The organism is Allobosea sp. TND4EK4, from assembly GCF_900156025.1.
Taxonomy (GTDB): Bacteria; Pseudomonadota; Alphaproteobacteria; order Rhizobiales; family Beijerinckiaceae; genus Allobosea.
The window spans coordinates 48019-70016 of the sequence record NZ_FTMO01000006.1 but is presented as its reverse complement, the minus strand read 5'-3'; the positions used below and the strand labels follow the sequence as shown (position 1 = coordinate 70016).

The window sequence follows — 21998 nt, the reverse complement described above, 5'->3', positions numbered from 1 at the left end:
GTCATTCTCGGGCCGCGCTTGGCGCGGACCCGAGAATCCCATGACACAGCGATACCGGTTTTCGAGATGCTCGGGTCAAGCCCGAGCATGCGTCCGGGGCAGCCCTCAGTCGCGGAGCAGCTCGTTGATGCCGGTCTTGGAACGGGTCTGGGCATCGACCGTCTTGACGATGACGGCGCAGGAGAGCGAGGGGCCGGGCGTGCCGTCCGGGAAGGGCTTGCCCGGCATCGAGCCCGGCACCACCACAGAATAGGGCGGCACCTTGCCGATATGGACCTGGCCGGTCGCGCGGTCGACGATCTTGGTCGAGGCCGAGATGAAGACGCCCATCGAGAGCACCGAGCCCTCGCCGACGATCACGCCCTCGACGACCTCGGAGCGGGCGCCGATGAAGCAGTTGTCCTCGATGATGGTCGGGTTGGCCTGCAGCGGCTCGAGCACGCCGCCGATGCCGACGCCGCCGGACAGATGCACATTCTTGCCGATCTGAGCGCAGGAGCCGACCGTCGCCCAGGTGTCGACCATCGTGCCTGAGTCGACATAGGCGCCGATGTTGACGAAGGACGGCATCAGCACCACGCCGGGGGCGATGAAGGAGCCCTTGCGCGCGGCGGCCGGCGGCACGACACGGAAGCCGGCGGCGCGGAAGCGGTTCTCGCCCCAGCCCTCGAACTTGGAGGGCACCTTGTCCCAGAACACGCCCTCGCCGGGGCCGTTGGCCATGATGACGTTGTCGGTCAGGCGGAAGGAGAGCAGCACCGCCTTCTTCAGCCACTGATGCACGACCCACTCCGTGCCCTGCTTCTCGGCAACGCGCGCCTCGCCGGAATCGAGCATCTCGATCGCCTGCTCGACCGCCTCGCGCACCGCGCCCTTGGTGTTGATGCCGATCTCGGCCCGGTTCTCCCAGGCGGCATCGATGGTGGCGGCGAGATCGGCATGGGACATCAGGGCGGCTCCGGTGGGCTCTGTCGGAAAATCGGGGGGAGCGATGGCGGATGCTGGAACCTGCGTCAAGCGCGGCGGCGCAGCAGATAGGTGTCCATGATCCAGCCATGCCGCTCGCGGGCCTGGGCCCTGACGCGCGCGATTTCGCCTGCGAGCTCGGCGAGCGGGCCCGCGACCAGCAATTCGTCGGCGGTGCCGAGATAGGCGCCCCAGAAGATGTCGAGCCCGGCCGGATCGATCGTGCCGAAAGCCTGCTCGCCGTCGAGCATCACCACCACGCTGTCCTGATCGGCCGGAAACCCGGCGCCAAGACGCCGCCCGGTCGTGATCAGGACGGGGCCGCCGATGGTGTTGAGCGGGATGCGGTGGCGCGCCGCCAGCACCTGCACGCTGCTGATGCCGGGATAGACCTGCCAGTCGAGGCCGAGGCCCGACGCCGCGACGCGCTCCATGATGCGCAGCGTGCTGTCGTAGAGCGCCGGATCGCCCCAGACCAAGAGCGCGCCGGTTTCGCCCTCCGCCAGTTCGCGGCTGAAGAGCTCGCGATAGCTGTCGGCGATGCGCTGGTGCCAGTCGTCCACGGCTCCGCGATAATCGTCGCCCGCCGCGGCCCGTTGCGGTATCGGCACCGGCACGCTGCGCCAGGACCGCTCGCGGATGAACCGGGCGCAGATCTCCTCGCGCAGGCGGCGCAGCGCCGCCTTCTCCTCGCCCTTGTCGGGAATGAACAGGACATCGGCCCGGTTCAGGGCGGCGATGGCCTCCAGCGTCATGTGCTCGGGATTGCCGGCGCCGATGCCGATGATCAGGATGTTGCGCATGGTCCCGCCCGTGTCGCCCGGCCTTATCACGGCGCGGCGCAGGAAGGCGAGATCAGCCGGCGAGGCGCCTCGGGCGGAGGCCGTCCGCCGGCCTCGCGCCGCGCCGCGGCTGGCGCGGGCCGACCGGCTCCGGCACCGCCACGGAAAGCAGGTCGACCAGCCGCTGCATGCGCGGCGGCAACGCCTCCGTCGCCGTCAGGTCGGCCGGGGTGCGGACCAGCTCCAGCGCCTTGCGGATTTCGTGGTGGCTCGCCTGCGTGCGCACCACCTCGCGCATGATGATCTCGTCGATCCTGCCGATCGCAGCCGCGACATCGGCCTCGGTGACCCCACCCATCCCGGTGTCTCCCTCGTCGATTCGCCTCAGGCGAGGGAGAGATAGAGCGGTCGGCCAACGCAGGCAAGTCGTTGTTTTCGCTATATAAATAGAACGATTCGAAGGTAATTCGCCTTTGTCGCCGATGCGCGTGACGAGATCATGACCGGCGAGCGCCGGCGGCCGGCCGCGCTCACCCGGCGGCGATCGCCTCGATCTTCTCCAGCCCGCCGAGCCGGGGCGCGAGCTCGCCCCAGACCTTCCGGGCCCCGTCCTGCCAGGCCGCACGGTCCTGCATCGGAAAGACCTTGCCGCCAGCTCGCGCCGCCTGCGCCATCGAGGCCTCCTCGTCGGCGATCATCGCAGCGTCGAACCAGGCGACGCCCTCGGTGGCCGCGGCCGTCAGCGCCTCCCTGTCGGCGGAGGACAGGCCCTTCCAGAAGGGCGCCGCGACCATCATCACGCCGCTTGCCCAGATATGGCCGGTCTCGATCAGGCAGGGCACGACCTCGTAGAGCCGGAAGCCGGCATAGGCCGATTTCGTCAGGTCCATGCAGTCGACCACGCCGGTCTGCAGGGCGTTGTAGGTCTCGGGGATGGGGAGCGGCGTCGGATAGGCTCCGAAGCTCGACCAGAGCGCGGTATGGAGCGGGCTCTGGATCACCCGGATGCGCTTGCCCCTGACCGAGGCCGGCGTCGTCAGCGGCTCCTTGGCGAGGAGATGGCGGGCGCCGTAATTGATGAAGCCGAGCACGACGAAACCCTGCGCCTCGTAACCGGCCCTGAGTTCGCTGCCGAGCGGGCCGGCGAGCACGCGCCTGAGATGCTCGCGATCGCGGAAGAGGAAGGGCAGATCGAGGATCTGGCCCTGCGGCAGCCAGCCCGACAGGGCCGAGATCGTCGAAAGGGCCGCCTGGATCGAGCCGAGGCGCAGGCCCTCGGCCACCTCCTTCTCGCCGCCGAGGGCGGCATTGGGAACGATGCGCAGGTCGAAGCGGCCGGGCGCGGTCTTCGCCAGGGTCTCGGCGATACGCCGCCAGACCCTGGTCTCCGGCTTGTCCTCGCCGAGCAGCGAGGCGACGGTGACGGGCCGGCCGGCGGCATGGCCGGCCGGCGCGCGGAGCACCGCGGGCGCGGCGAGCAGCCCGGTGACGAGATGGCGGCGTGTCGGCAGCATGGTCGGTCTCTCCTGAACGCCCCATCGCCCAATCGCGGGGCGCCCGCAAGCCCGGTGCGACGGCGTACCGCGCAGCGCGCCCTGCGGCGGCGGGGGTTCAGCACGGGCGGCGCTTGTTCTATCGAGGGCGTTGACGCGATGGAGCCTGCGATGAGCGACACCCACGAGATTGCCTCCGACAGGCTGAGCGCAACCATCCGCGCGCAGGGCGGGGAGCTGATCGCGCTGTCGAATGCGGACGGGCCGGCGCTCTGGAACGGAGGGCCGGAATGGCCGCGCCATGCGCCCGTGCTGTTTCCGGTGGTCGGCCGCCTCAAGGACGACACGCTGATCCACGAGGGGCAAAGCCACCGCCTGACGCAGCACGGCTTCGCCCGCGATGCCCTGTTCGCCTGGGTGGAGCGCAGCCCCGCCCGCGCCGTGCTGGAGCTGCGCGAGAGCGAGGCGACGCTGGCCGCCTTTCCTTTCCGCTTCCTGCTGCGGATGACCTATGAAATCGAGGCTGCGACGCTGACCGTCGTGACCCGCGTCGAAAATCCCGGCGACAGGCCGCTGAGCTGCGGGGTCGGCGCGCATCCGGCCTTTCCCTGGCCACTGGCTGAGGCCTCAGGCAAGGAAAACCATGTCCTGGTCTTCCCGCAGCCCGAGCCCGGCCCCGGCCGCGGCGTCGAGGCCGGACTGCTCGTCGGCGACATCCCCCTGCCCTTCGAGGGGCCGGAGCTGAGGCTGTCGGAAAGCCTGTTTGCCAACGACGCCATCGTCATTCCCGGTGCCGCCAACAGCTCGGTCCGATTCAGCGCGCGGAATGGCGAAGGGCGGGAAATCAAGGCCCTGACCGTGGCTTGGGAGGGCTACAAGGACCTCGGCATCTGGTCGAAGCCGACGGGCGCGCCCTTCCTGTGCATCGAGCCCTGGTACGGCATGGCGAGCGACGCCGGCTGGCAGGGCGAATTCACGGAGAAGCCCGGCCTGCTGACGCTGGCACCCGGCGAGGGCCGCGACCTCGTCTGGCGCGTGACGCTGGAGTTCGTGCCCGGCTGACGTCAGGCGCGCTCCATCCGCAGGATGCGGGCGCGATGACCGCCGAGCCGCAACGTCTCGCCCTCGAGCCAGAGGCAGGGGCGATAGAGCCAGGGCCCGTGCTGAAGCTGTGCCAAGGCACGCCCGTTCGGCAACGGGGTCAACGGGGCGATGCGGCCCCCGGCCGGCCAGGGCATGAGCGCCGTGGAGTCCGGCCGGATGTCGATCTCGGTGCCGAAATGCGGATCGCGCCAGCGGCCGACGAGGCGGGGGTCGAGACGCGTATCCTTCGGAACGCGGCGCAGCTTCTGCCGGACGCCGCCGATACGGCCGGCCAGCCCATCCTCGCCCTCACGCCGCAGGCGGATCTCGAGATAGGCCGGGAAGCTGCGCAAGCCCGCCTTGCCATCGGCGAACAGGCGCTCATAGCCGCCCATGAAGCCGATCGAATCGGCTGCGACCTCGGCCCAGAACGGCCCTTCCTCGCTGGCGAACAGGCCCGGAGAGAGCTTGGCCGGCTCCGGCAGTTCCTCGCCGACGAGCGCCGCCATGACCGTCATGGCGTGCCAAAGCGCCTCTTCCTCGCGATTGGTCAGGACGACGACGCCGACCCCGAGGTCAGGCGCCATCAGCATGTGGTTGCGATAGCCCGGCAGAGAGCCGCCATGGCCAGCCAGATCGACCGCGCCGAGGCGGTTGCAGACGAGGCCAAGCCGGTAGACGCTCTCGGCTCCGTCGGCGAAATGCCGCGGCGCGGTCAGGCGCCCGAGCATGCCGGCGAGCGGTCCGCGCCCGGCGAGCAGGGCCGAGGCCCAGTTGGCGAGATCGTCGGCCGAGCCCGCGATGCCGCCCGAGGCCGAGAAATGCATGCCGTAATGGCCGCGCCTCCAGCTCTCGCCCTCCCGCCAATAGCCGGTGGCAAGGCCGGGTACGATCTCCGCGCCGTCATAGGGCAGGCGGATGCCCGTCCCTGTCGCCGCGCCCAGCTCGGCTACGATGTCGGCATAAGGCCGGCCCGAGACCTGCTCCAGCACGCGCTGGGCCAGCCGCCAGCCGGTGTTGGAATAGGCCATCTCGGTGCCGGTCCCGGCGCTGAGGCCGGGGAATCGGCAGGCCAGCGCGAAGATCTCCCCGGCGCCCAGCGTCGCGGTGAAGGGCACGCCCTGCTGCCAGAGCGCCTCCATCATGTCGGGCAGGCCGCCGGTCATGTCGAGCGCGCGGCCGAGTTCGACCGCAGCGAGCGGCGGTGGCAGCTCCGCCAGCCAATGGCCGAGCGGCCGGTCGAGCGGCAGGCCGGCTCGCAGCAGCGCGACGGCAAGCACATGCTTGCTGATCGAGGCGTAGCGGTTCGGCGTCGCCGGCGTGAAGGGCAGCGCATGCTCGATGCTGGCGAGGCCGCCGGCAAAGGCCTCTCGGATGCCCTCCCGGTCGAACAGCACGATCGCGCCGCCGGGTCCTGCGGTTCCAGCCCAGCCCGCGGCCAGCGCGGCCGCGCGGGAAGCGGCCTCCGTCCAGTTCGCCATCGCCGTCAGGTCCTCGCAGCCTCGCCCAGCAGATTGCGCAGGGCGCGCATCAGCACCCGCGCGCCCGGAGCGATGGCGTCGTCGGGAAAATCGTAATCCGGGTTGTGGAGATGGGCGGTGTCGCCCGAACCGAGCAGGAACATCGCCGCCTTGGCCTTGCGGCCGAAGAGCCCGAAATCCTCCGAGCCGCGCGAGGGCGCGGTCGGCCCGTGGGGGACGTTCTCCTCGTCCATCGCCTTGCGCAGCAGGGCGACGGCCTCGGCGTCGTTCTCGCAGTGATGGAAGACGTCGTGATAGCTCATCGCGACATCGAGGCGGCTCCGCCCCGCGACCTCCCGGGCCAGCGCCTCGGCCGCCTCGCAGAGGGCGCCCATCTGCGCATCGTTCAGCGTGCGCAAAGTCGCCCAGAGCTCGCCATGGCCGGGGGTGATGCCGAAGGCAGGCTCGCCGATCGCGACATGGGTCACCGTGACGAGCCGGAAATCGGCATCGATCTCGCCGCCAGGTCCCAGCGCCGTCAGCGCCGGAATGAGCTCGGCGATCGCCGGGGCCGGGGAACGGGCATGATGCGGCGTCGAGGCGTGCGAGGTCTCGCCCGTCAGCACGATCTTGATGCCGCGCGAGGCGCAGTTCGCCGCGCCCTCCGAAATCCGGGCGTGGCCCACCGGCACGCCGGGGCGGTTGTGCAGGGAAAAGGCGTAGTCCGGCGCGATCCCGGCGAATGCCGGATCGGCGATCACGGCCGCCGCGCCCGCTCCGGTCTCCTCCGCCGGCTGGAACAGCAGCACGGCACGGCCGCGCCGGGGCCGGTTGCGGGCAAGGCCCCGCGCCAGGCCGGCGATGATCGCCATATGGCCGTCATGGCCGCAGAGATGACCCTTTCCGGGAATCTCGGAGCGATGATCGCTGGTCGAGATCTCCTCGATCGGCAACGCGTCGAGCTCGCAGCGGACCATCACGGTCGGGCCGGGCTCGGCGCCCTCGTAAATGGCGGCGACGCCATGGCCGCCGAGCTGGGTGACGATGCGGTCCGGACCGGTCGGCTCGAGGAACGCAACGATGGTCGCGGCGGTCTCGCGCTCCTCGCCGGAAATCTCGGGGCGCCGATGCAGCCTGTGCCGCAGATCGACGAGATCGACCATATCGCTGTTGCCGAGGAACATGCGGCGCATCTCTCCCTGTCCGGCCATCGGCCGCGATCGTTGGGAGCGAAGCTTCGCCAAATCGGCGGGCGCCACAACCCGCGCGGGAGACGGGCAGCCATGCAGGGCGCGGCAGGAGCGTCCTCAGTGGCCGAGTTCGGCCTCGATCTCGGCGTTGAACGCGTCGGCCAGCATGGCGCGGCAGGCCTCGGCCTGCTCGCGGGCCGCGTCGAGTGCGATATGAGGCATGATTTCCGCCAGATCCCGCAGAGCGAAATCGACGGCCGACATCAGGCCGAGGACCGGCTGATCGGGGCGGGCCGGGGCTTGCGGGCGGCGGAAAGCGATGACCTGACCCATAGGCTTACTCACACACGGGAAGCGAATCGGCCTTCACTGTGCGGGCGCAGCCTTCAGAAAGTGGTTAACGCGGCGGCCGTGGTCGGTTCGGGCCTCAACCATAGCCGTGGAGGCTGGCCCCGTGGCGCTTCAGCCAGGCCTCGGCCTCCTCGGTGCGGGGGCAGAGCTTGTGCGTCAGCGCCCAGAAGCGGTGGGAGTGGTTCATCTCCTTGAGATGGGCGACCTCGTGGGCGGCCAGATAGTCCAGCACCAGCGGCGGGGCGAGGATCAGCCGCCAGGAGAAGTTGAGATGGCCCTGCGAGGAGCAGGAGCCCCAGCGGCTGATGGTGTCGCGTATCGTGATCTTGCGCGCGGGGATCCCGAGCTGCGCCGTGTGGTGGCGCACCGCCTGTTCCAGATCCTCCAATGCGAGGCGCCGCAGGAAGTCCTTGATCCGGCGGGGGACATGGGCCGGCTCGCCCGCCACCGCGATGATCGGCGCGCCGTCCTTGTCCTGCGTGGCCTGCGTCAACCCGCGGGCCTTCGACCAGTGGACGATGCGGTGGGGCACGCCGCGCAGCGGCACGCTCTGGCCGGGCTCGAAAGGGATCGCCGCGGGGCGCTTGGCGAGGCGCGCCGCGATCCAGCCGCCATGGTTCTCGGCGAAGCTCCGGCCGGAGGCGAAATCGACCCGCTCGGGCAAGGTGAGCGTGATCTCGCCGGTCGCCTGCGAGACGCGCAGGGTCATGCGCCGCGCATTGGCGCGGCGCTTCACCGAGACCGGATAGAGCTGGCCGGCATGGGCCACCTCGATGCGGTCCGGGTCCGGCTGGCGCTTGAACAGGGAGATGCGCATGCGGCGTCAATATGCGGATTCGGCAACGCCGCGGCAATGGCTTCCTCGGCCCGCCGCCGTCAGCGGCGGAGCTCGGCTTCAGCCTCAGGCAACGACCTTGAGACCCTTGCGCTGCTCGGCGGCGCTGTCGTTGCGGCGCCCCTTGGCGGCCTCCATGTCGAGGCTGACCATGAAGTCGGAGATGCGCGGCTGGATTTCCGAGCGGAAACGCGAGCCGTTGAAGACGCCGTAATGGCCGACCTTGGGCTGGAGGTAATGCACCCGCTTGTCGTCGGGGATGTTGACGCAGAGGTCATGCGCCGCCTTGGTCTGGCCGACGCCCGAGATGTCGTCGTTCTCACCCTCGACCGTCATCAGGGCCACGCGGCGGATGGCGGTGAGATCGACCGGCTTGTCGCGATGCATCATCTCGCCCTTGGGCAGGGCATGCTTGACGAAGACCGTGTCGACCGTCTGCAGGTAGAACTCGGCGGTCAGGTCCATGACGGCGAGATACTCGTCGTAGAAATCGCGGTGCTTCTCGGCGGAGTCGCCATCGCCGGTGACCAGATGCTTGAACATGTCGTAATGAGCGGTCAGGTGCCGGTCGATGTTCATCGCCATGAAGCCCGAGAGCTGCATGAAGCCGGGATAGACCTGCCGGAACGCGCCCATATTGGGCAAGGGCACGGTGGTGATGCAGTTGCGGCGGAACCAGTCGATACCGCGTTCCATGGCGAGCTCGTTCACCGCGGTCGGGGAGCGGCGGGTGTCGATCGGCCCGCCCATCAGGGTCATCGAGCGCGGCGCGGCGTCGTCGTCCTCGGCCTCCATGCGGGCGATGGCCGCCAGAACCGGCACCGAGGGCTGGCAGACGGCCATGACATGGGTGTCGGGGCCGAGCGTGTGCAGCATGTCGATGACGTAGTCGACATAATCGTCGAGATCAAAGGGGCCCGCGCTGAGCGGCACCAGACGGGCGTCGACCCAGTCGGTGATGTAGACTTCATGTCCGGGCAGGAAGGCCTCGACGGTGCCGCGCAGCAGCGTGGCGTAATGGCCCGACATCGGCGCGACGAGCAGGATCTTGGGCTGCGGCTTGCGGCGACCGGTGATCTTGCGGTCGAAATAGACGAGCTTGCAGAAGGGTCGTTCCCAGACCACCCGCTCCTCGACCGGGACCTTCACGCCATCGATGGTCGTTTCGCCCAGGCCGAAGGCCGGCTTGCCGTAGCGGCGCGTCATGCGCTCGAAGAGCTCGCAGGAGGCGGCGACGGTGCGGCCGAGAGGCGTGTAGGTCAGCGGATTGGCCGGGTTCTTGAAAGCGAGCTGCATGGCGTCGGAGACGCCCCGCATCGGGCTCACCATCATGTGCACGGCTTCGTAGGCATGGTAGGCGAAGGACATGGTGGCCCCGTTCATGCTCGATCATCTTTCCGGCGTCGCAGCAGAGGATGCCGCAACGCAACAAACCACTCTACGTCGAATTTGTTCTCATTCAACCCGGCTAAAGGCTAAGATTCTCCTGCCATGCTGATGACCGATGCAAGGAAGGCTCCCGCGCCCGTGCCGCCCCGACAGTGCCCGGACCGGCGGCGATGACGGCGCAGGACCTGGCGGAATCGGTGCTGCTGCGCCAGAATCGGCATCTGCGCCTCGATACGCTGGTCAGGCTGCGCTGGCTCGCGGTGGCCGGCCAGAGCGCCGCGGTCGCGGGCGTGCATTTCGGCCTCGGCTTCACCCTGCCCTTCGGCTGGTGCTTCGCCGTCATCGCGATCTCCGCCTGGCTCAACATCGCGCTGCGCATCCGCTTCCCGCTCAGCCACCGGCTGAAGGACGCGCCGGCGACGGCCCTGCTCGCCTTCGACATCGTGCAGCTCGCCGCGCTGCTCTACATGACCGGCGGCCTGCAGAATCCCTTCGCCATCCTGTTCCTGGCGCCGGTGCTGATCTCGGCGACCGCCCTGCCGCCCGCGCGCACGCTCGCGCTCGGCGGGCTCGCCGCCGTGCTGGCGACGGCGCTCAGCCTGTTCCACATGCCACTGCCCTGGACCGGTGCCGACCGGCCGGTGCTGCCGCCGGCCTACCAGTTCGGCAACTGGACCGCGCTGGTGCTCGGCCTCGCCTTCACCGGCATCTACGCCTGGCGCGTCGCCAAGGAGGCGCGAGACCTCTCCGATGCGCTCGCGGCGACCGAGCTGGTCCTGGCGCGCGAACAGCATCTCTCCCAGCTCGACGGGCTCGCCGCGGCCGCCGCCCACGAGCTCGGCACGCCGCTCGGCACGATCGCACTGGTGGCACGCGAGCTGACCCGGCTCGCCCCGCCCGAGGGCGAAATGGCGGAGGACATCGCGCTGCTGCGCGAGCAGGTGGAGCGCTGCCGCGGCATCCTCGCCAAGCTGTCAAGCCTGCAGGACGAGGATGCCGGCCCGCTCGACCAGCTAACACTGCGCCTGCTGATCGAGGAAGCGGCCGGGCCGCAGCGGCCCTTCGGCGTGCCCTTCGAGATCAGCCTGACGGGCGAGAAGCCCGAGCCGGTCTGCCGCCGCAATCCCGGCATGATCTACGGCCTCGGCAACATCGTCGACAACGCCGTCGATTTCGCCAGGACGACCGTGTCGATCAAGGCGGACTGGACCGCGAGCCATGTCCTGCTCACCATCGCCGATGACGGGCCGGGCTTTCCGCCGGACGTGCTGATGCGGGCCGGCGAGCCCTATCTTTCACGCAGCTCGGGCGAGAGCCGGGCGGGCGGCGGGCTCGGGCTCGGCCTGTTCATCGCCAAGACGCTGCTGGAACGGGGGGGAGCCGCGCTCGAATTCTCCAACCGGCCGGCGCCCGAAACCGGGGCCTCGATCCGCATCGCCTGGCCGCGGGAGATCTTCGAAGCCGGCGCCTCTTTCCCCTCGGGGTACCCAAACGCCGCCGCCGAGCCTAGATGATGAGGTCCGTTGGCGTGCCAGATGCGTATCAACGGCGATCATCCGGAGAACCCGCGCAGCCGCAGCGCGTTTGGACAAGCGGCAGGAGATCATGATGCAGTCGGAAACGAGCCAGAGCGCGACCACCGATCCCGCGGCGGACATGTCCCTCCTGCTGGTCGATGACGACAAGCCGTTCCTGACCCGCCTCGCCCGCGCCATGGAAGGGCGCGGCTATACCGTCCGCATGGCCGACACCGTCGCGGCCGGGCTTGCGGCGGTGGAAGAGGCGCCGCCCGCCTTCGCGGTGATCGACCTGCGCCTGGGCGACGGCAACGGGCTCGACGTCATCGCCAGGCTGAAGGAAAAGCGGCCGGATGCGCGCGGGATCGTCCTGACCGGCTACGGCAACATCGCCACCGCCGTCAGCGCGGTGAAACTCGGCGCCTTCGATTTCCTGGCCAAGCCCGCCGATGCCGACGAAATCCATGCCGCCCTCGCCGCCCTGCGCGACGCGCGCCCGCAGCCGCCGGAAAACCCGATGTCGGCCGACCGGGTGCGCTGGGAGCATATCCAGCGCGTCTATGAACTCTGCAGCCGCAACGTCTCGGAGACGGCCCGGCGCCTCGGGATGCACCGGCGCACGCTGCAGCGCATCCTGGCGAAGCGCGCCCCGCGCTAGACCCTCACCTGGCCAACCCGTCCAGCCCGTCCGGATCCTCGATCTGCGCCAGCCGCCCGGCCGCCAGCCGGGCGAAGGCGATGGTCAGCATCTTGCGGCGGGCCGGGGCGAGCGGATGCCGGGGCGGCTCCCGCAGGAGCGCGCCGCCATAGCCGTCGGCGACGATCAGCCCGACATCGTCGGGCAGGATCTCCTGCGGAAAATCCGGGGCGACGGCGAAGAGGAAGCCGTCGCAATAGTCCCGGTAGTCCGGCCATTTGCCGTCGACCCGGTAGTCGAGCACGCCGGACTTCACCTCGACAACCCACAATTCGCCGCTCGGCAGCAGCGCGACGATGTCGCCGCGACGGCCGTTGGCGAAGGTCATCTCCTTGACGACGGCATAGCCGCGTTCGCGCAGGTGCCGGCTCGCGCCGCGGCAGACGGAGCGTGTGATCTCGGGCCGCGCCGGCGCGGGATTGAGGACGGCAAGGGCTGGCATCGGACGATGAATCTGCTTTTGGGCCTCGGAGCGCAACCCCGCACATGGCCGGCAGCGCGCTTGGTGTAGGACGAGCGATAGGCGCAGGCGCTGCCAGCCGGCGTCAGCAAGCTGTGGAGGGCGCCGCACGCATCGGCGACCGCTCGTTCCCGGACTGGCTTGTCCCCAGCGCGCAGGCCTATAAGGCCGCAAAACAATCGCGGGAAACGACTCATGGAACTGCACGGAGCGAGCCTGGCCGCGCCGCCCGTCCTGCCTACGACGGCGACGGGCCGGCTCTCGGCGACGATCGAGCGCGTTCTGGCGCGGCTTGTCGAAGTCGTCGCGGCGACGCTGGTGCTGACGGAGATCGTGATCCTCGGCGCAGGCGTGATGGCACGCTATGTCTTCCATGCCCCGCTGATCTGGTCGGACGAACTCGCCTCGATCCTGTTCCTGTGGCTCTCGATGCTCGGCGCGGTGCTGGCGCTGCATCGCGGCGAACACATGCGCATGACAGGGCTGGTGACGCGGGTGCCGGCGCATCTGCGCCCGCTGCTCGAGGCGCTGGCGCTGACGGCCTCGATCGCCTTCCTGCTGATGATCATCCCGCATGCGATCGACTATGCGGAAGAGGAGAACTTCATCGTCACCCCCGCGCTCGGCATCTCCAATGCCTGGCGTGCCGCCGCGCTGCCGGTCGGCATCGCGCTGATGCTGGCGGCGGCGGGGTTCCGGCTGGCGCGCTTCCGCGACTGGAAGCCCGTCCTGGCGGCAGTGGCGATCACGGCTCTGCTGGTGGGTCTGTTCTGGCTGGCGGGGCCGGCGCTGAAGCCGCTGGGCAAGCTCAACCTGATCGTCTTCTTCGTCGGGGTGGTGGCGCTCAACGTCTTCTCCGGCGTGCCGATCGCGTTTTCCTTCGCGCTCGCCACCTTCGGCTATCTTGCCTGCACCACCTCCACGCCGATGCTGGTGATGGTCGGCCGGCTCGACGAGGGCATGAGCCATCTCATCCTGCTCGCCGTGCCGCTGTTCATCTTCCTCGGCGCGCTGATCGAGATGACCGGCATGGCGCGGGCGATGATCCAGTTCCTCGCCTCGCTGCTCGGCCATGTCCGCGGCGGGCTCTCCTATGTGCTGATCGGCGCGATGTACCTGGTCTCCGGGATTTCCGGCTCGAAGATCGCCGACATGGCCGCCATCGCCCCCGTGCTCTTCCCCGAGATGCAGAAGCGCGGCGCCAAGCCCGGCGATCTCGTCGCGCTGCTCTCGGCCACCGGGGCGCAGACCGAGACGATCCCGCCCTCGATCGTATTGATTACCATCGGCTCGGTCACCGGCGTCTCGATCGCGGCGCTGTTTACCGGCGGCATGCTGCCGGCGCTGGTGCTCGGCGTCGCGCTCTGCTTCGTCGTCTGGCGGCGCTACCGCGACGAGGACCTCAGCCATGTGGTGCGCGAAAAGAAGGGGGTCATTGCCCGGCTCGCCCTGATCGCGCTCCCGGCCATCGCCTTGCCCTTCGTCATCCGCGCCGCGGTGGTCGAAGGCGTCGCAACCGCGACCGAGGTCTCGACCATCGGCATCGCCTATGCCGTTCTCGCCGGCCTGCTGCTCTATCGCCAGTTCGACTGGCGCCGGCTGCCGCGCATGCTGATCGAGACCGCCTCGCTCACCGGCGCGATCATCTTCATCATCGGCACGGCGACCGCCATGGCCTGGGGGCTGACCCAGTCCGGCTTCTCGCGCGACCTGGCGCAGGCGATGGCGGCGGTGCCGGGCGGCCATTGGGGCTTCCTCGGCATCTCGATCGCCGCCTTCATCGTGCTGGGCTCGGTGCTGGAAGGCATCCCGGCGATGGTGCTGTTCGGGCCGCTGGTCTTCCCGATCGCGCGCACTGTGGGCATCCATGAGGTGCACTACGCGATGGTGGTGATCTTCGCGATGGGCATCGGCCTCTTCGCCCCACCCTTCGGCGTCGGCTATTACGGCGCCTGCGCCATCTCCAAGGTCAATCCCGACGAGGGCATGAAGCATATCTGGGGCTATATGGCAGCGCTGGTGGTCGGCCTCCTCGTCGTCGCCGCCTTCCCCTGGATCTCGACCGGCTTCCTGCGCTGAGACCTCGCGGACATGGTGCAGGCGAGGCATCGTGCGCTCTGGCGAAACACGTCCGATTGTGATGTCTTCGCCTCCTGACGAACCGGGCAGAGCGCGGGCGGTGAAACGCCTCAAAGCGCCACGGGACCCGCGCGAGACCGAGGAGGCGCCGCGATGCGCAATGATCCCACGAGCCAGCAGGGCGGCTCGTTCTACCAGCGCGACCGCAGCTGGCATCCGCCGGCCTTCACGCCGGACTACAAGACCTCGGTGCTGCGCTCGCCGAAATACGCGCTGCTCTCGCTCGGCAACACCGTCTCGGAAATGACGGGGCCGGTCTTCGGCCACGACATGCTCGGGCCGCTCGACAACGACCTGATCCGCAACCACGCGCAGACGGGCGACCCGATCGGCCCGCGCATCATCGTCCATGGCCGGGTGCTGGACGAGGATGCGCGGCCGGTGCGCGGGGCTCTCCTGGAGTTCTGGCAGGCGAATGCCGGCGGGCGCTACCGCCACAAGAAGGAAAGTTACCTCGCCGCGATCGATCCGAATTTCGGCGGCTGCGGGCGCACCATCACCGATGACGAGGGCCGCTACTGGTTCCGGACGATCAAGCCCGGCCCCTATCCCTGGCCGAACGGCGTCAACGACTGGCGCCCGGCCCATATCCATTTCTCGGTCTTCGGCCACGCCTTCGCGCAAAGGCTGATCACGCAGATGTATTTCGAGGGCGACCCGATGATCTGGCAGTGCCCGATCGTGATGGGCATCCCCAGCCGCGAGGCGGTGGAACAGCTGGTCGCGGCGCTCGACCGCGAGAACACGCTGCCGATGGACACCATGGCCTACAAGTTCGATATCGTGCTGCGTGGCCGGCGCTCGACCCTGTTCGAGAACCGGATGGAGGGCAATTGATGGTCCAGCCCCTGCGCCGCCTCAAGGAAAGCCCGTCCCAGACGGCGGGTCCCTATGTTCATATCGGCGCGACGCCGAATTTCGCCGACATCGCCGGCGTCTTCCCGCATGATCTCGGCTCGCAGCCGCTTGACGCCGCGGTCAAGGGCGAACGCATCGTCGTGACCGGCCGCGTCTTCGACGGCAGCGGCACGCCGGTGAAGGACGCTCTGATCGAGATCTGGCAGGCCGACGCCGAGGGGCTCTATCCCGGGCAGGGCGAAAAGCGCGGCGAGGCCGATCCGCATTTCCCGGGCTGGTTCCGCCAGCCCGTCGACGGTGCCACCGGAGTCTATCGCTTCGAGACGATCAAGCCCGGCAGCGCGCCCTATTTCGACGGGCGGCCGATGGCTCCGCACATCACGTTCTGGATCGTGGCGCGCGGCATCAATATCGGCCTGCACACGCGGCTCTATTTCGGCGACGAGGACGAGGCCAATGCGGCCGACCCCGTGCTCGCGCGCATCGAGCATCGCGTGCGCGTGCCGACGCTGATCGCCGAGCGCAGCGAGGAGAACGGGCAATCCGTCTACACCTTCGACATCCGCCTGCAGGGCGAGAACGAGACGGTGTTCTTCGACATCTGAGGCTGCCACGAGCCGCCTCCTTCCGACACAGCAACCAGCAGAGCACTCCATGAGCGAAGCCTATATCTGCGCCTATCTGCGCACCCCGATCGGCCGTTTCGGCGGATCGCTCTCCTCGGTGCGGACCGACGATCTCGGTGCCGTGCCGCTGAAGGCGCTGATGGAGCGCCATGGAAGCGTCGATTTCGGAGCGGTCGACGACGTGATCTTCGGCTGCGCCAACCAGGCGGGCGAGGACAACCGCAACGTCGCGCGCATGTCGCTGCTGCTGGCCGGCCTGCCCAAGGAGGTGCCCGGCACGACGATGAACCGGCTCTGCGGGTCCGGCATGGACGCGGTGATCGCCGCGGCACGCGCGATCAAGGCGGGTGAAGCCGAGCTGATGATCGCCGGCGGCGTCGAGAGCATGAGCCGGGCGCCCTTCGTGCTGCCCAAGGCCGAGAGCGCCTTTTCGCGCCATGCCGAGATCCACGACACCACCATCGGCTGGCGCTTCGTCAACCCGCTGATGAAGAAGCAGTACGGCGTCGATTCGATGCCGGAGACCGGCGAGAATGTCGCCGCCGACTGCAATATCAGCCGGCAGGACCAGGACGCCTTCGCGGTGCGTTCGCAGCAGAAGGCCGTCGCGGCTCAGGGCAATGGCCGCCTCGCCAGGGAGATCGTGCCGGTCGAGATCCCGCAGCGGAAGGGCGATCCGATTCTCGTCGAGAGCGACGAGCATCCGCGCGGCGACACCACGGTCGAGAAGCTCGCCAAGCTGCCGACGCCCTTCAGGAAGGAAGGCGGCACCGTCACCGCCGGCAATGCGTCCGGCGTCAATGACGGCGCGGCGGCGCTGATCGTCGCCTCCGAGAAGGCCGTCGCGAAATACGGGCTGACACCGCTGGCGCGCGTGCTTGGCGGCGCGACCGGCGGCGTGGCGCCGCGGGTCATGGGGCTCGGCCCCGTGCCGGCGACGCGCAGGCTCTGCGCGCGACTCGGCCTGACGCCGGCCGATTTCGACATCGTCGAGCTGAACGAGGCCTTCGCCAGCCAGGGCATTGCGGTGCTGCGCGAGCTCGGCATCGCCGAGGACGCCGAATTCGTGAACCCGAATGGCGGCGCCATCGCGCTCGGCCACCCGCTCGGCATGTCGGGCGCCCGCATCGCCGGCACGGCGGCGCTGGAGCTCTCCCTCACGGGCAAGAAGCGCGCGCTCGCCACCATGTGCATCGGCGTGGGCCAGGGCATCGCGATCGCACTGGAACGCGTCTGAGACAACGGGCTAGACTGCCATTAAGGCAGTCCACGACACTGACGAGGGATGGATGACCAACAAGATCTATGACGGGCCGAAAGCGGCTCTGGACGGGCTGCTCTTCGACGGCATGACGATCATGTCCGGCGGCTTCGGCCTCTCGGGCAATCCGGAGAGCCTGATTCCGGAAATCCGCGATTCCGGCATCAAGGGCATCACCGTGATCTCGAACAATGCCGGCGCCGACGGCTTCGGCCTGTGGATGCTGCTGCAGACCCGGCAGATCAAGAAGATGATCGCGTCCTATGTCGGCGAGAACAAATTGTTCGAGCAGCAATATCTCGCCGGAGAGCTGGAGCTGGAGCTCAATCCCCAGGGCACGCTGGCCGAGCGCATCCGCGCGGGCGGCGCCGGCATCCCGGCCTTCTACACCAAGACGGGCGTCGGCACCGTCGTCGCCGAGGGCAAGCCGGTCGAGGAGTTCGAAGGCCAGCTCTATGTCCGCGAGACCTGGCTCCGCGCCGATCTCGCCATCGTCAAGGCCTGGAAGGCCGATACCGCCGGCAACCTGATCTACCGGCGCACGGCGCGCAACTTCAACCCGAACATGGCGACGGCCGGCAAGGTCACGGTGGCCGAGGTCGAGGAGATCGTGCCCGTCGGCTCGTTCGATCCGGACACGATCCACACGCCCGGCATCTATGTCGACCGCGTCATCAAGAGCACGATCAACGAGAAGCGCATCGAGAAGCTGACCGAGCGCAAGAGGGAGGCAGCCTGATGGCCTGGACCCGCGAGGAGGTCGCCGCGCGCGCGGCCAAGGAGCTGAAGGACGGCTTCTACGTCAATCTCGGCATCGGCATCCCGACGCTGGTGGCGAACTACATTCCCGAAGGCGTCGACGTGACGCTGCAATCGGAGAACGGCCTGCTCGGCATCGGCCCCTTTCCCTATGAGGGCGAGGCGGACCCGGACCTGATCAATGCCGGCAAGCAGACGATCACGATGCTGCCGAGCTCAAGCGTCTTCTCCTCGGCCGACAGCTTCGCGATGATCCGCGGCGGGCATATCGACCTCACCATCCTCGGCGCCATGGAAGTGGCCGCCAATGGCGACATCGCCAACTGGACCATTCCCGGCAAGATGGTGAAGGGCATGGGCGGCGCGATGGACCTCGTCGCCGGCGTCAAGAAGGTCATCGTCGTGATGGACCACGCCAACAAGGCCGGCGAATCCAAGGTGCTCGAGCGCTGCTCGCTGCCGCTGACCGGCGCGGGCGTGGTCGACATGATCGTCACCGATCTGTGCGTCATGACCTGCGACAAGGCGAATGGCGGCGGCCTGACCCTGATCGAGCTGGCGCCGGGCGTCACCCTCGAGGAGGTCAAGGCCAAGACGCAGGCCGCCTTCACCGTCGCGCCGGCGCTGGCGAAGGCCGCGTGAGCCATTGGCTGAGAAGCCGGCCGGCATCGACCGATGCGATGCTGGCCGTCTTCGACGACGACGCGACGCTGCGCCATGCGCTGGCCTTCGAGGCGGCGCTGGCGCGGGCGGAGGCGGCGGAAGGTCTGATCGGCATCGACGCTGCGGAGATGATCGCGGCCCTGTGCGGGACCATCAGGATCGAGCCCGCCGAACTCGCCGCGGAGGCGGCGCTGGCCGGCACGCTGGCGATCCCGCTGGTGGCGCGGCTGCGCAAGACGCTACCCGAGGCCGCCGCGAAGGCGCTGCACAAGGGCGCGACCAGCCAGGATCTCGCCGATACGGTGCTGGCCCGCCAGATCCGGGCCGCCGTTTCGCTGTTGCAGGCCGATCTTGGCCGCACCGTCGAGGGGCTGGCGCTGCTGGCGCGGCGCCATGCGGCAACGCCCGCCATCGGGCGCACTCTGCTTCAGGACGCGCTGCCGATCGGCTTCGGCCTCCGGATCGCTCAATGGCAGGCCGGCATCGCCGCCGCCGGGCAGCGGCTGGCGCGCGAGGTCGAGAGCGGGGCAGTTCTTCAATTCGGGGGAGCAGCGGGCACGCGCGCAGGCCTTGCCGGCAAGGCCGAGGCCGTTGCCGCCCGGCTGGCCGCCGAGCTCGGCCTTCCGAACGCCGCACCCTGGCATGGCCGGCGGGAGGCTATCGCCGGCATCGCCAGCGCGCTCGCCATCCTGATCGGCGCCCTGGGCAAGATGGCCCGCGATGTCTCGCTGCTGGCGCAGAACGGCATCGGCGAGGCCCGCGAACCGGCGGTGCCCGGGCGCGGCGGCTCATCCGCCATGGCGCACAAGCGCAACCCCACCGCCTGCCAGATCACGCTCTCGGCGGCCTTGCGCGCGCCCGGCCTCGTCGCGGGTATCCTCGCCGGGCTGCCGGCCGAGCAGGAGCGCGGCCTCGGCGGCTGGCAGGCCGAGGGCCCGGCTCTGACCGAGCTCTTCCTGGTCGCGGCCGGGGCGGCCGAGGCGATGGCGGGCGTGGCGGAAGGGTTGGAGATCGACGAGGCCGCGATCGCCCGCAATCTCGAACAGGCCGGCCTCGGCAGCGATATCGGCGAGAGCGAGGCGCTGGTTGCAGCTCTGCTGCGTGGCGCCGATCGGTGACAATCACACCGAATGGATGCCGTCATTGGGAGGAGCAAAGCGACGAGGCAATCCAGGGGACCGGGCTGAACGGTTGGCCCGGTCGCCCTGGATTGCTTCGCTGCGCTCGCAATGACGTCCCGGGTCCGCGCCGCGACCCTCAAGCCTTCGCCCGGTACTCGGACGGCGACAATCCGGCGCGGGCGCTGAAGAAGCGCGAGAAATAGGCCGGGTCGGAGAAGCCGAGCCGGAACGAGATCTGCGCGACCGAGCTTGCGGTGTAGACGAGATCGCGCCGCGCCTCGATCATCAGGCGGTCCTGAATGACGCGGGCTGCGGAGAGGCCGAGCAGTTCCCGGCAACTGCGCGAGAGATGCGGCACCGAGACGCCAAGGGCGCGCGCGTAGCCCGTCAGCGGATCGTGGGCGAGAAAGCGCTGCTCGACGCGCTCGACAAAGCGGCGCACCAGACGGGCGCGCGGATCGAGCGCCGCCTCGCCGGCCCTGCCGGCGCCGCGCAACTCCCGCGAGAACCAGGTGACGATCAGGTCGGCATAGGCTCCGAGGGCGAAGTCGCGGTTCGGCCGGTTGGCCGTGAACTCGGCCATGGCGAGGTCCATCAGCCCCAGCAGAGTCCCGAAGGCGGGCAGGCCCGGTGCGGCCGGCAGCAAGGCGGGCTTGGACAGAAGCGAGCGCCCCTCCGGCTCGGCGTCGAACAGCCGGCGCAAGGCGGGCTCCGCCACGCTCGCGACATAGCCCTCCGTGCCGACGATGAAGCGGAACTCATGGATCGTGGAGGGCGGCAGAAGCAGCGCCGAGCCCGGCTCCAGGGCATGATCCTGCCCATCGATGCGCGTGCTGCCGCCCCCGCCCGTCACCAGGAACATCTGCACGAGCTGATGATGGACATGCGGCTGGATCGTCCAGCCATGCAGGGCGCTGCGTGCCACGATCGGCTCGATATGGAGCGCGTCGGGAAAACGGCCGCCGATGCGCTCACCATAGAGCCAATAGGCGGGAACCGCGCTGCCCGGCATCTGCACTCCATGATCGATTTGTCCAAGAGACAGCGCGAATCCTCCATTCCGTCAAGGTGAGCGCATGGCTTAGCTTGACCTGAAGCAAGCCGGCAAAGACCGGTATTCCCGGAGGAAACCTGAGCCATGCGCACGCAGGTCGCCATCATCGGCGCCGGCCCGGCCGGCCTCCTGCTCGGGCAGCTTCTGTCCCGCGCCGGGATCGATAACGTCATCATCGAGCATCGCAGCCTCGACCACGTCCTCTCGCGCATCCGCGCCGGGGTGCTCGAACAGGGCATGGTGGACCTGCTGCGCGAGGCGGGCGTGGCCGACCGGCTTGGCCGCGAAGGCCTCGTCCATGACGGCGTTGGCCTCGCCTTCGGCGGCGCGCTCCACCGGGTCGACCTCAAGGCCCTGACCGGCGGGAAAACCGTCACCGTCTACGGCCAGACCGAGGTGACGCAGGATCTGGTCGCGGCACGGGAGGCGCTCGGCCGGCCGACGCTCTATGAAGCGGAGGACGTCGCCCTGCACGACATCGACAGCGAGTGTCCCAGGGTCACGTTCCGCATCGGCGGAGAGGCGCGCGAGCTGCGCTGCGACGTCATCGCCGGCTGCGACGGTTTTCACGGCATCTCCCGTCGCGCGATTCCCGAGAGCGCATTGACCAGCTTCGAGCGCGTCTACCCTTTCGGCTGGCTCGGCCTCTTGGTCGACCGGCCGCCGGCCGCGCATGAGCTGGTCTATGCGCATCACGAGCGCGGCTTTGCGCTGTGCTCGATGCGGTCGGCGGAGCGCAGCCGCTACTACGTCCAGGTGCCGCAGGACGAGCGCGTCGAAGCCTGGTCGGACGAGGCCTTCTTCGCGGAGCTGCGCCGCCGACTGCCGGCAGAAGTCGCCGCGGCGGTCGTGGACGGGCCCTCGATCGAGAAAAGCATCGCGCCGCTGCGCTCCTTCGTCGCCGAGCCGATGCGGTTCGGCCGGCTGTTCCTCGCCGGCGACGCCGCCCATATCGTGCCGCCGACGGGCGCCAAGGGCCTGAACCTGGCGGCCAGCGACATCCGCTATCTCCACGACGCGCTGCGCGAGCACTTCCTCGACCATTCGCAGGCGGGCCTCAATGGCTACTCGGCCCGGGCGCTGGCGCGGGTCTGGAAGGCGGAGCGCTTCTCCTGGTGGATGACCGGGCTGCTGCACCGCTTTCCCGAGCGCAACGCCTTCGAGCAGCGCATGCAGCAGGCCGAACTCGACTACCTCTTCAGTTCGCAGGCGGCCATGGCGGCGATGGCCGAGAACTATGTCGGCTTGCCCTATTGAGACGAAGAAGGCATGCCGACGACAGAGACCTGAGGCA

22 protein-coding genes are annotated in these 21998 nt (G+C 69.2%); 11 read left to right on the top strand and 11 right to left on the bottom strand.

The genetic code is table 11. The annotated features are described in order from the left end of the window. Positions 1-105: 105 nt before the first annotated feature. The 4 genes from dapD to BW981_RS12625 form a co-directional block, all read right to left on the bottom strand. Complete coding sequence (gene dapD / locus BW981_RS12640; RefSeq protein ID WP_076439657.1) at positions 106-948, bottom strand: 2,3,4,5-tetrahydropyridine-2,6-dicarboxylate N-succinyltransferase; 843 nt, start codon at positions 946-948, stop codon at positions 106-108. 65 nt (positions 949-1013) lie between these two features. Continuing rightward, positions 1014-1769, bottom strand: a complete 756-nt coding sequence (gene cobF / locus BW981_RS12635) for a precorrin-6A synthase (deacetylating) (RefSeq protein ID WP_076439655.1) — start codon at positions 1767-1769, stop codon at positions 1014-1016. 52 nt (positions 1770-1821) lie between these two features. After that, positions 1822-2106 (bottom strand): hypothetical protein, encoded by a 285-nt coding sequence (locus tag BW981_RS12630; RefSeq protein ID WP_076439653.1) that lies wholly within the window; start codon positions 2104-2106, stop codon positions 1822-1824. Positions 2107-2278: 172 nt separating this feature from the next. After that, complete coding sequence (locus BW981_RS12625; RefSeq protein WP_076439651.1) at positions 2279-3262, bottom strand: TRAP transporter substrate-binding protein; 984 nt, start codon at positions 3260-3262, stop codon at positions 2279-2281. A gap of 150 nt (positions 3263-3412) precedes the next feature. Here BW981_RS12625 and BW981_RS12620 point away from each other — a divergent pair, with 150 nt between their 5' ends. Beyond that, positions 3413-4303: an aldose 1-epimerase family protein gene (locus BW981_RS12620; RefSeq protein ID WP_076439649.1), complete on the top strand. Its 891-nt coding sequence runs from the start codon at positions 3413-3415 to the stop codon at positions 4301-4303. Positions 4304-4305: 2 nt separating this feature from the next. Here the strand turns inward: BW981_RS12620 and BW981_RS12615 are convergent, their stop codons facing one another. The 5 genes from BW981_RS12615 to phaZ form a co-directional block, all read right to left on the bottom strand. Then, on the bottom strand, positions 4306-5805 hold the full coding sequence (locus tag BW981_RS12615; protein WP_076439647.1) for a serine hydrolase domain-containing protein: 1500 nt from the start codon (positions 5803-5805) through the stop codon (positions 4306-4308). Between the two features lie 5 nt (positions 5806-5810). Beyond that, positions 5811-6968, bottom strand: a complete 1158-nt coding sequence (locus BW981_RS12610; RefSeq protein ID WP_076439913.1) for an amidohydrolase — start codon at positions 6966-6968, stop codon at positions 5811-5813. A 123-nt stretch (positions 6969-7091) separates the two neighbouring features. After that, the gene (locus BW981_RS12605; RefSeq protein WP_076439645.1) at positions 7092-7307 is read right to left on the bottom strand and encodes a hypothetical protein; all 216 of its coding nucleotides are present in this window, start codon (positions 7305-7307) and stop codon (positions 7092-7094) included. Between the two features lie 94 nt (positions 7308-7401). After that, positions 7402-8142 carry a M48 family metallopeptidase gene (locus tag BW981_RS12600; RefSeq protein ID WP_076439643.1) on the bottom strand — a complete coding sequence of 247 codons (741 nt, stop codon included), beginning with the start codon at positions 8140-8142 and terminating at the stop codon, positions 7402-7404. A gap of 84 nt (positions 8143-8226) precedes the next feature. Beyond that, positions 8227-9528: a polyhydroxyalkanoate depolymerase gene (gene phaZ, locus BW981_RS12595; RefSeq protein ID WP_076439911.1), complete on the bottom strand. Its 1302-nt coding sequence runs from the start codon at positions 9526-9528 to the stop codon at positions 8227-8229. A gap of 191 nt (positions 9529-9719) precedes the next feature. Between phaZ and BW981_RS12590 the strand changes: the two genes are divergently transcribed. Continuing rightward, on the top strand, positions 9720-11063 hold the full coding sequence (locus tag BW981_RS12590; RefSeq protein ID WP_076439909.1) for an ActS/PrrB/RegB family redox-sensitive histidine kinase: 1344 nt from the start codon (positions 9720-9722) through the stop codon (positions 11061-11063). Between the two features lie 94 nt (positions 11064-11157). Then, a complete protein-coding gene (locus BW981_RS12585) occupies positions 11158-11724 on the top strand; it encodes an ActR/PrrA/RegA family redox response regulator transcription factor (protein ID WP_076439907.1) in 567 nt (188 codons plus the stop codon). A gap of 4 nt (positions 11725-11728) precedes the next feature. On the opposite strand, the gene BW981_RS12580 is transcribed toward BW981_RS12585, so the two are convergent. Continuing rightward, positions 11729-12205, bottom strand: coding sequence for an MmcB family DNA repair protein (locus BW981_RS12580; protein ID WP_076439903.1), 477 nt, complete (start codon positions 12203-12205; stop codon positions 11729-11731). A 213-nt stretch (positions 12206-12418) separates the two neighbouring features. Here BW981_RS12580 and BW981_RS12575 point away from each other — a divergent pair, with 213 nt between their 5' ends. The 7 genes from BW981_RS12575 to BW981_RS12545 all read left to right on the top strand — a co-directional run bounded on the left by BW981_RS12575 (position 12419) and on the right by BW981_RS12545 (position 19647). Next, on the top strand, positions 12419-14302 hold the full coding sequence (locus BW981_RS12575; RefSeq protein ID WP_076439641.1) for a TRAP transporter large permease: 1884 nt from the start codon (positions 12419-12421) through the stop codon (positions 14300-14302). Positions 14303-14455: 153 nt separating this feature from the next. Further along, on the top strand, positions 14456-15199 hold the full coding sequence (pcaH, locus tag BW981_RS12570; protein ID WP_076439639.1) for a protocatechuate 3,4-dioxygenase subunit beta: 744 nt from the start codon (positions 14456-14458) through the stop codon (positions 15197-15199). Further along, a complete protein-coding gene (pcaG, locus tag BW981_RS12565; protein WP_076439637.1) occupies positions 15199-15825 on the top strand; it encodes a protocatechuate 3,4-dioxygenase subunit alpha in 627 nt (208 codons plus the stop codon). Before pcaH ends, pcaG begins: the two co-directional genes overlap by 1 nt. Before the next feature lie 49 nt (positions 15826-15874). After that, positions 15875-17083 carry a 3-oxoadipyl-CoA thiolase gene (gene pcaF / locus BW981_RS12560; RefSeq protein WP_076439635.1) on the top strand — a complete coding sequence of 403 codons (1209 nt, stop codon included), beginning with the start codon at positions 15875-15877 and terminating at the stop codon, positions 17081-17083. Between the two features lie 52 nt (positions 17084-17135). Beyond that, positions 17136-17846: a CoA transferase subunit A gene (locus BW981_RS12555; RefSeq protein ID WP_076439633.1), complete on the top strand. Its 711-nt coding sequence runs from the start codon at positions 17136-17138 to the stop codon at positions 17844-17846. Further along, positions 17846-18508 carry a 3-oxoacid CoA-transferase subunit B gene (locus BW981_RS12550; protein ID WP_076439631.1) on the top strand — a complete coding sequence of 221 codons (663 nt, stop codon included), beginning with the start codon at positions 17846-17848 and terminating at the stop codon, positions 18506-18508. The genes BW981_RS12555 and BW981_RS12550 overlap by 1 nt, the downstream gene beginning before the upstream one ends. Continuing rightward, positions 18505-19647 (top strand): lyase family protein, encoded by a 1143-nt coding sequence (locus BW981_RS12545; protein ID WP_076439628.1) that lies wholly within the window; start codon positions 18505-18507, stop codon positions 19645-19647. The genes BW981_RS12550 and BW981_RS12545 overlap by 4 nt, the downstream gene beginning before the upstream one ends. Positions 19648-19786: 139 nt before the next feature. On the opposite strand, the gene BW981_RS12540 is transcribed toward BW981_RS12545, so the two are convergent. Beyond that, a complete protein-coding gene (locus BW981_RS12540; protein WP_076439626.1) occupies positions 19787-20662 on the bottom strand; it encodes a helix-turn-helix domain-containing protein in 876 nt (291 codons plus the stop codon). Between the two features lie 126 nt (positions 20663-20788). Here BW981_RS12540 and pobA point away from each other — a divergent pair, with 126 nt between their 5' ends. Next, positions 20789-21961 carry a 4-hydroxybenzoate 3-monooxygenase gene (gene pobA, locus BW981_RS12535; RefSeq protein WP_076439624.1) on the top strand — a complete coding sequence of 391 codons (1173 nt, stop codon included), beginning with the start codon at positions 20789-20791 and terminating at the stop codon, positions 21959-21961. Positions 21962-21998: the final 37 nt, after the last annotated feature.

Coding starts and splice junctions, on each gene's coding strand:
- pobA (WP_076439624.1), top strand. CDS start 20,789: ATGCGCACGCAGGTCGCCATCATCGGCGCCGGCCCGGCCGGCCTCCTG.
- pcaH (WP_076439639.1), top strand. CDS start 14,456: ATGCGCAATGATCCCACGAGCCAGCAGGGCGGCTCGTTCTACCAGCGC.
- BW981_RS12555 (WP_076439633.1), top strand. CDS start 17,136: ATGACCAACAAGATCTATGACGGGCCGAAAGCGGCTCTGGACGGGCTG.
- BW981_RS12625 (WP_076439651.1), bottom strand. CDS start 3,262: ATGCTGCCGACACGCCGCCATCTCGTCACCGGGCTGCTCGCCGCGCCC.
- BW981_RS12585 (WP_076439907.1), top strand. CDS start 11,158: ATGCAGTCGGAAACGAGCCAGAGCGCGACCACCGATCCCGCGGCGGAC.
- BW981_RS12610 (WP_076439913.1), bottom strand. CDS start 6,968: ATGTTCCTCGGCAACAGCGATATGGTCGATCTCGTCGATCTGCGGCAC.
- pcaF (WP_076439635.1), top strand. CDS start 15,875: ATGAGCGAAGCCTATATCTGCGCCTATCTGCGCACCCCGATCGGCCGT.
- cobF (WP_076439655.1), bottom strand. CDS start 1,769: ATGCGCAACATCCTGATCATCGGCATCGGCGCCGGCAATCCCGAGCAC.
- BW981_RS12580 (WP_076439903.1), bottom strand. CDS start 12,205: ATGCCAGCCCTTGCCGTCCTCAATCCCGCGCCGGCGCGGCCCGAGATC.
- BW981_RS12575 (WP_076439641.1), top strand. CDS start 12,419: ATGGAACTGCACGGAGCGAGCCTGGCCGCGCCGCCCGTCCTGCCTACG.
- BW981_RS12550 (WP_076439631.1), top strand. CDS start 17,846: ATGGCCTGGACCCGCGAGGAGGTCGCCGCGCGCGCGGCCAAGGAGCTG.
- phaZ (WP_076439911.1), bottom strand. CDS start 9,528: ATGTCCTTCGCCTACCATGCCTACGAAGCCGTGCACATGATGGTGAGC.
- pcaG (WP_076439637.1), top strand. CDS start 15,199: ATGGTCCAGCCCCTGCGCCGCCTCAAGGAAAGCCCGTCCCAGACGGCG.
- BW981_RS12600 (WP_076439643.1), bottom strand. CDS start 8,142: ATGCGCATCTCCCTGTTCAAGCGCCAGCCGGACCCGGACCGCATCGAG.
- BW981_RS12615 (WP_076439647.1), bottom strand. CDS start 5,805: ATGGCGAACTGGACGGAGGCCGCTTCCCGCGCGGCCGCGCTGGCCGCG.
- BW981_RS12605 (WP_076439645.1), bottom strand. CDS start 7,307: ATGGGTCAGGTCATCGCTTTCCGCCGCCCGCAAGCCCCGGCCCGCCCC.
- BW981_RS12620 (WP_076439649.1), top strand. CDS start 3,413: ATGAGCGACACCCACGAGATTGCCTCCGACAGGCTGAGCGCAACCATC.
- BW981_RS12630 (WP_076439653.1), bottom strand. CDS start 2,106: ATGGGTGGGGTCACCGAGGCCGATGTCGCGGCTGCGATCGGCAGGATC.
- BW981_RS12590 (WP_076439909.1), top strand. CDS start 9,720: ATGACGGCGCAGGACCTGGCGGAATCGGTGCTGCTGCGCCAGAATCGG.
- BW981_RS12540 (WP_076439626.1), bottom strand. CDS start 20,662: ATGCCGGGCAGCGCGGTTCCCGCCTATTGGCTCTATGGTGAGCGCATC.
- dapD (WP_076439657.1), bottom strand. CDS start 948: ATGTCCCATGCCGATCTCGCCGCCACCATCGATGCCGCCTGGGAGAAC.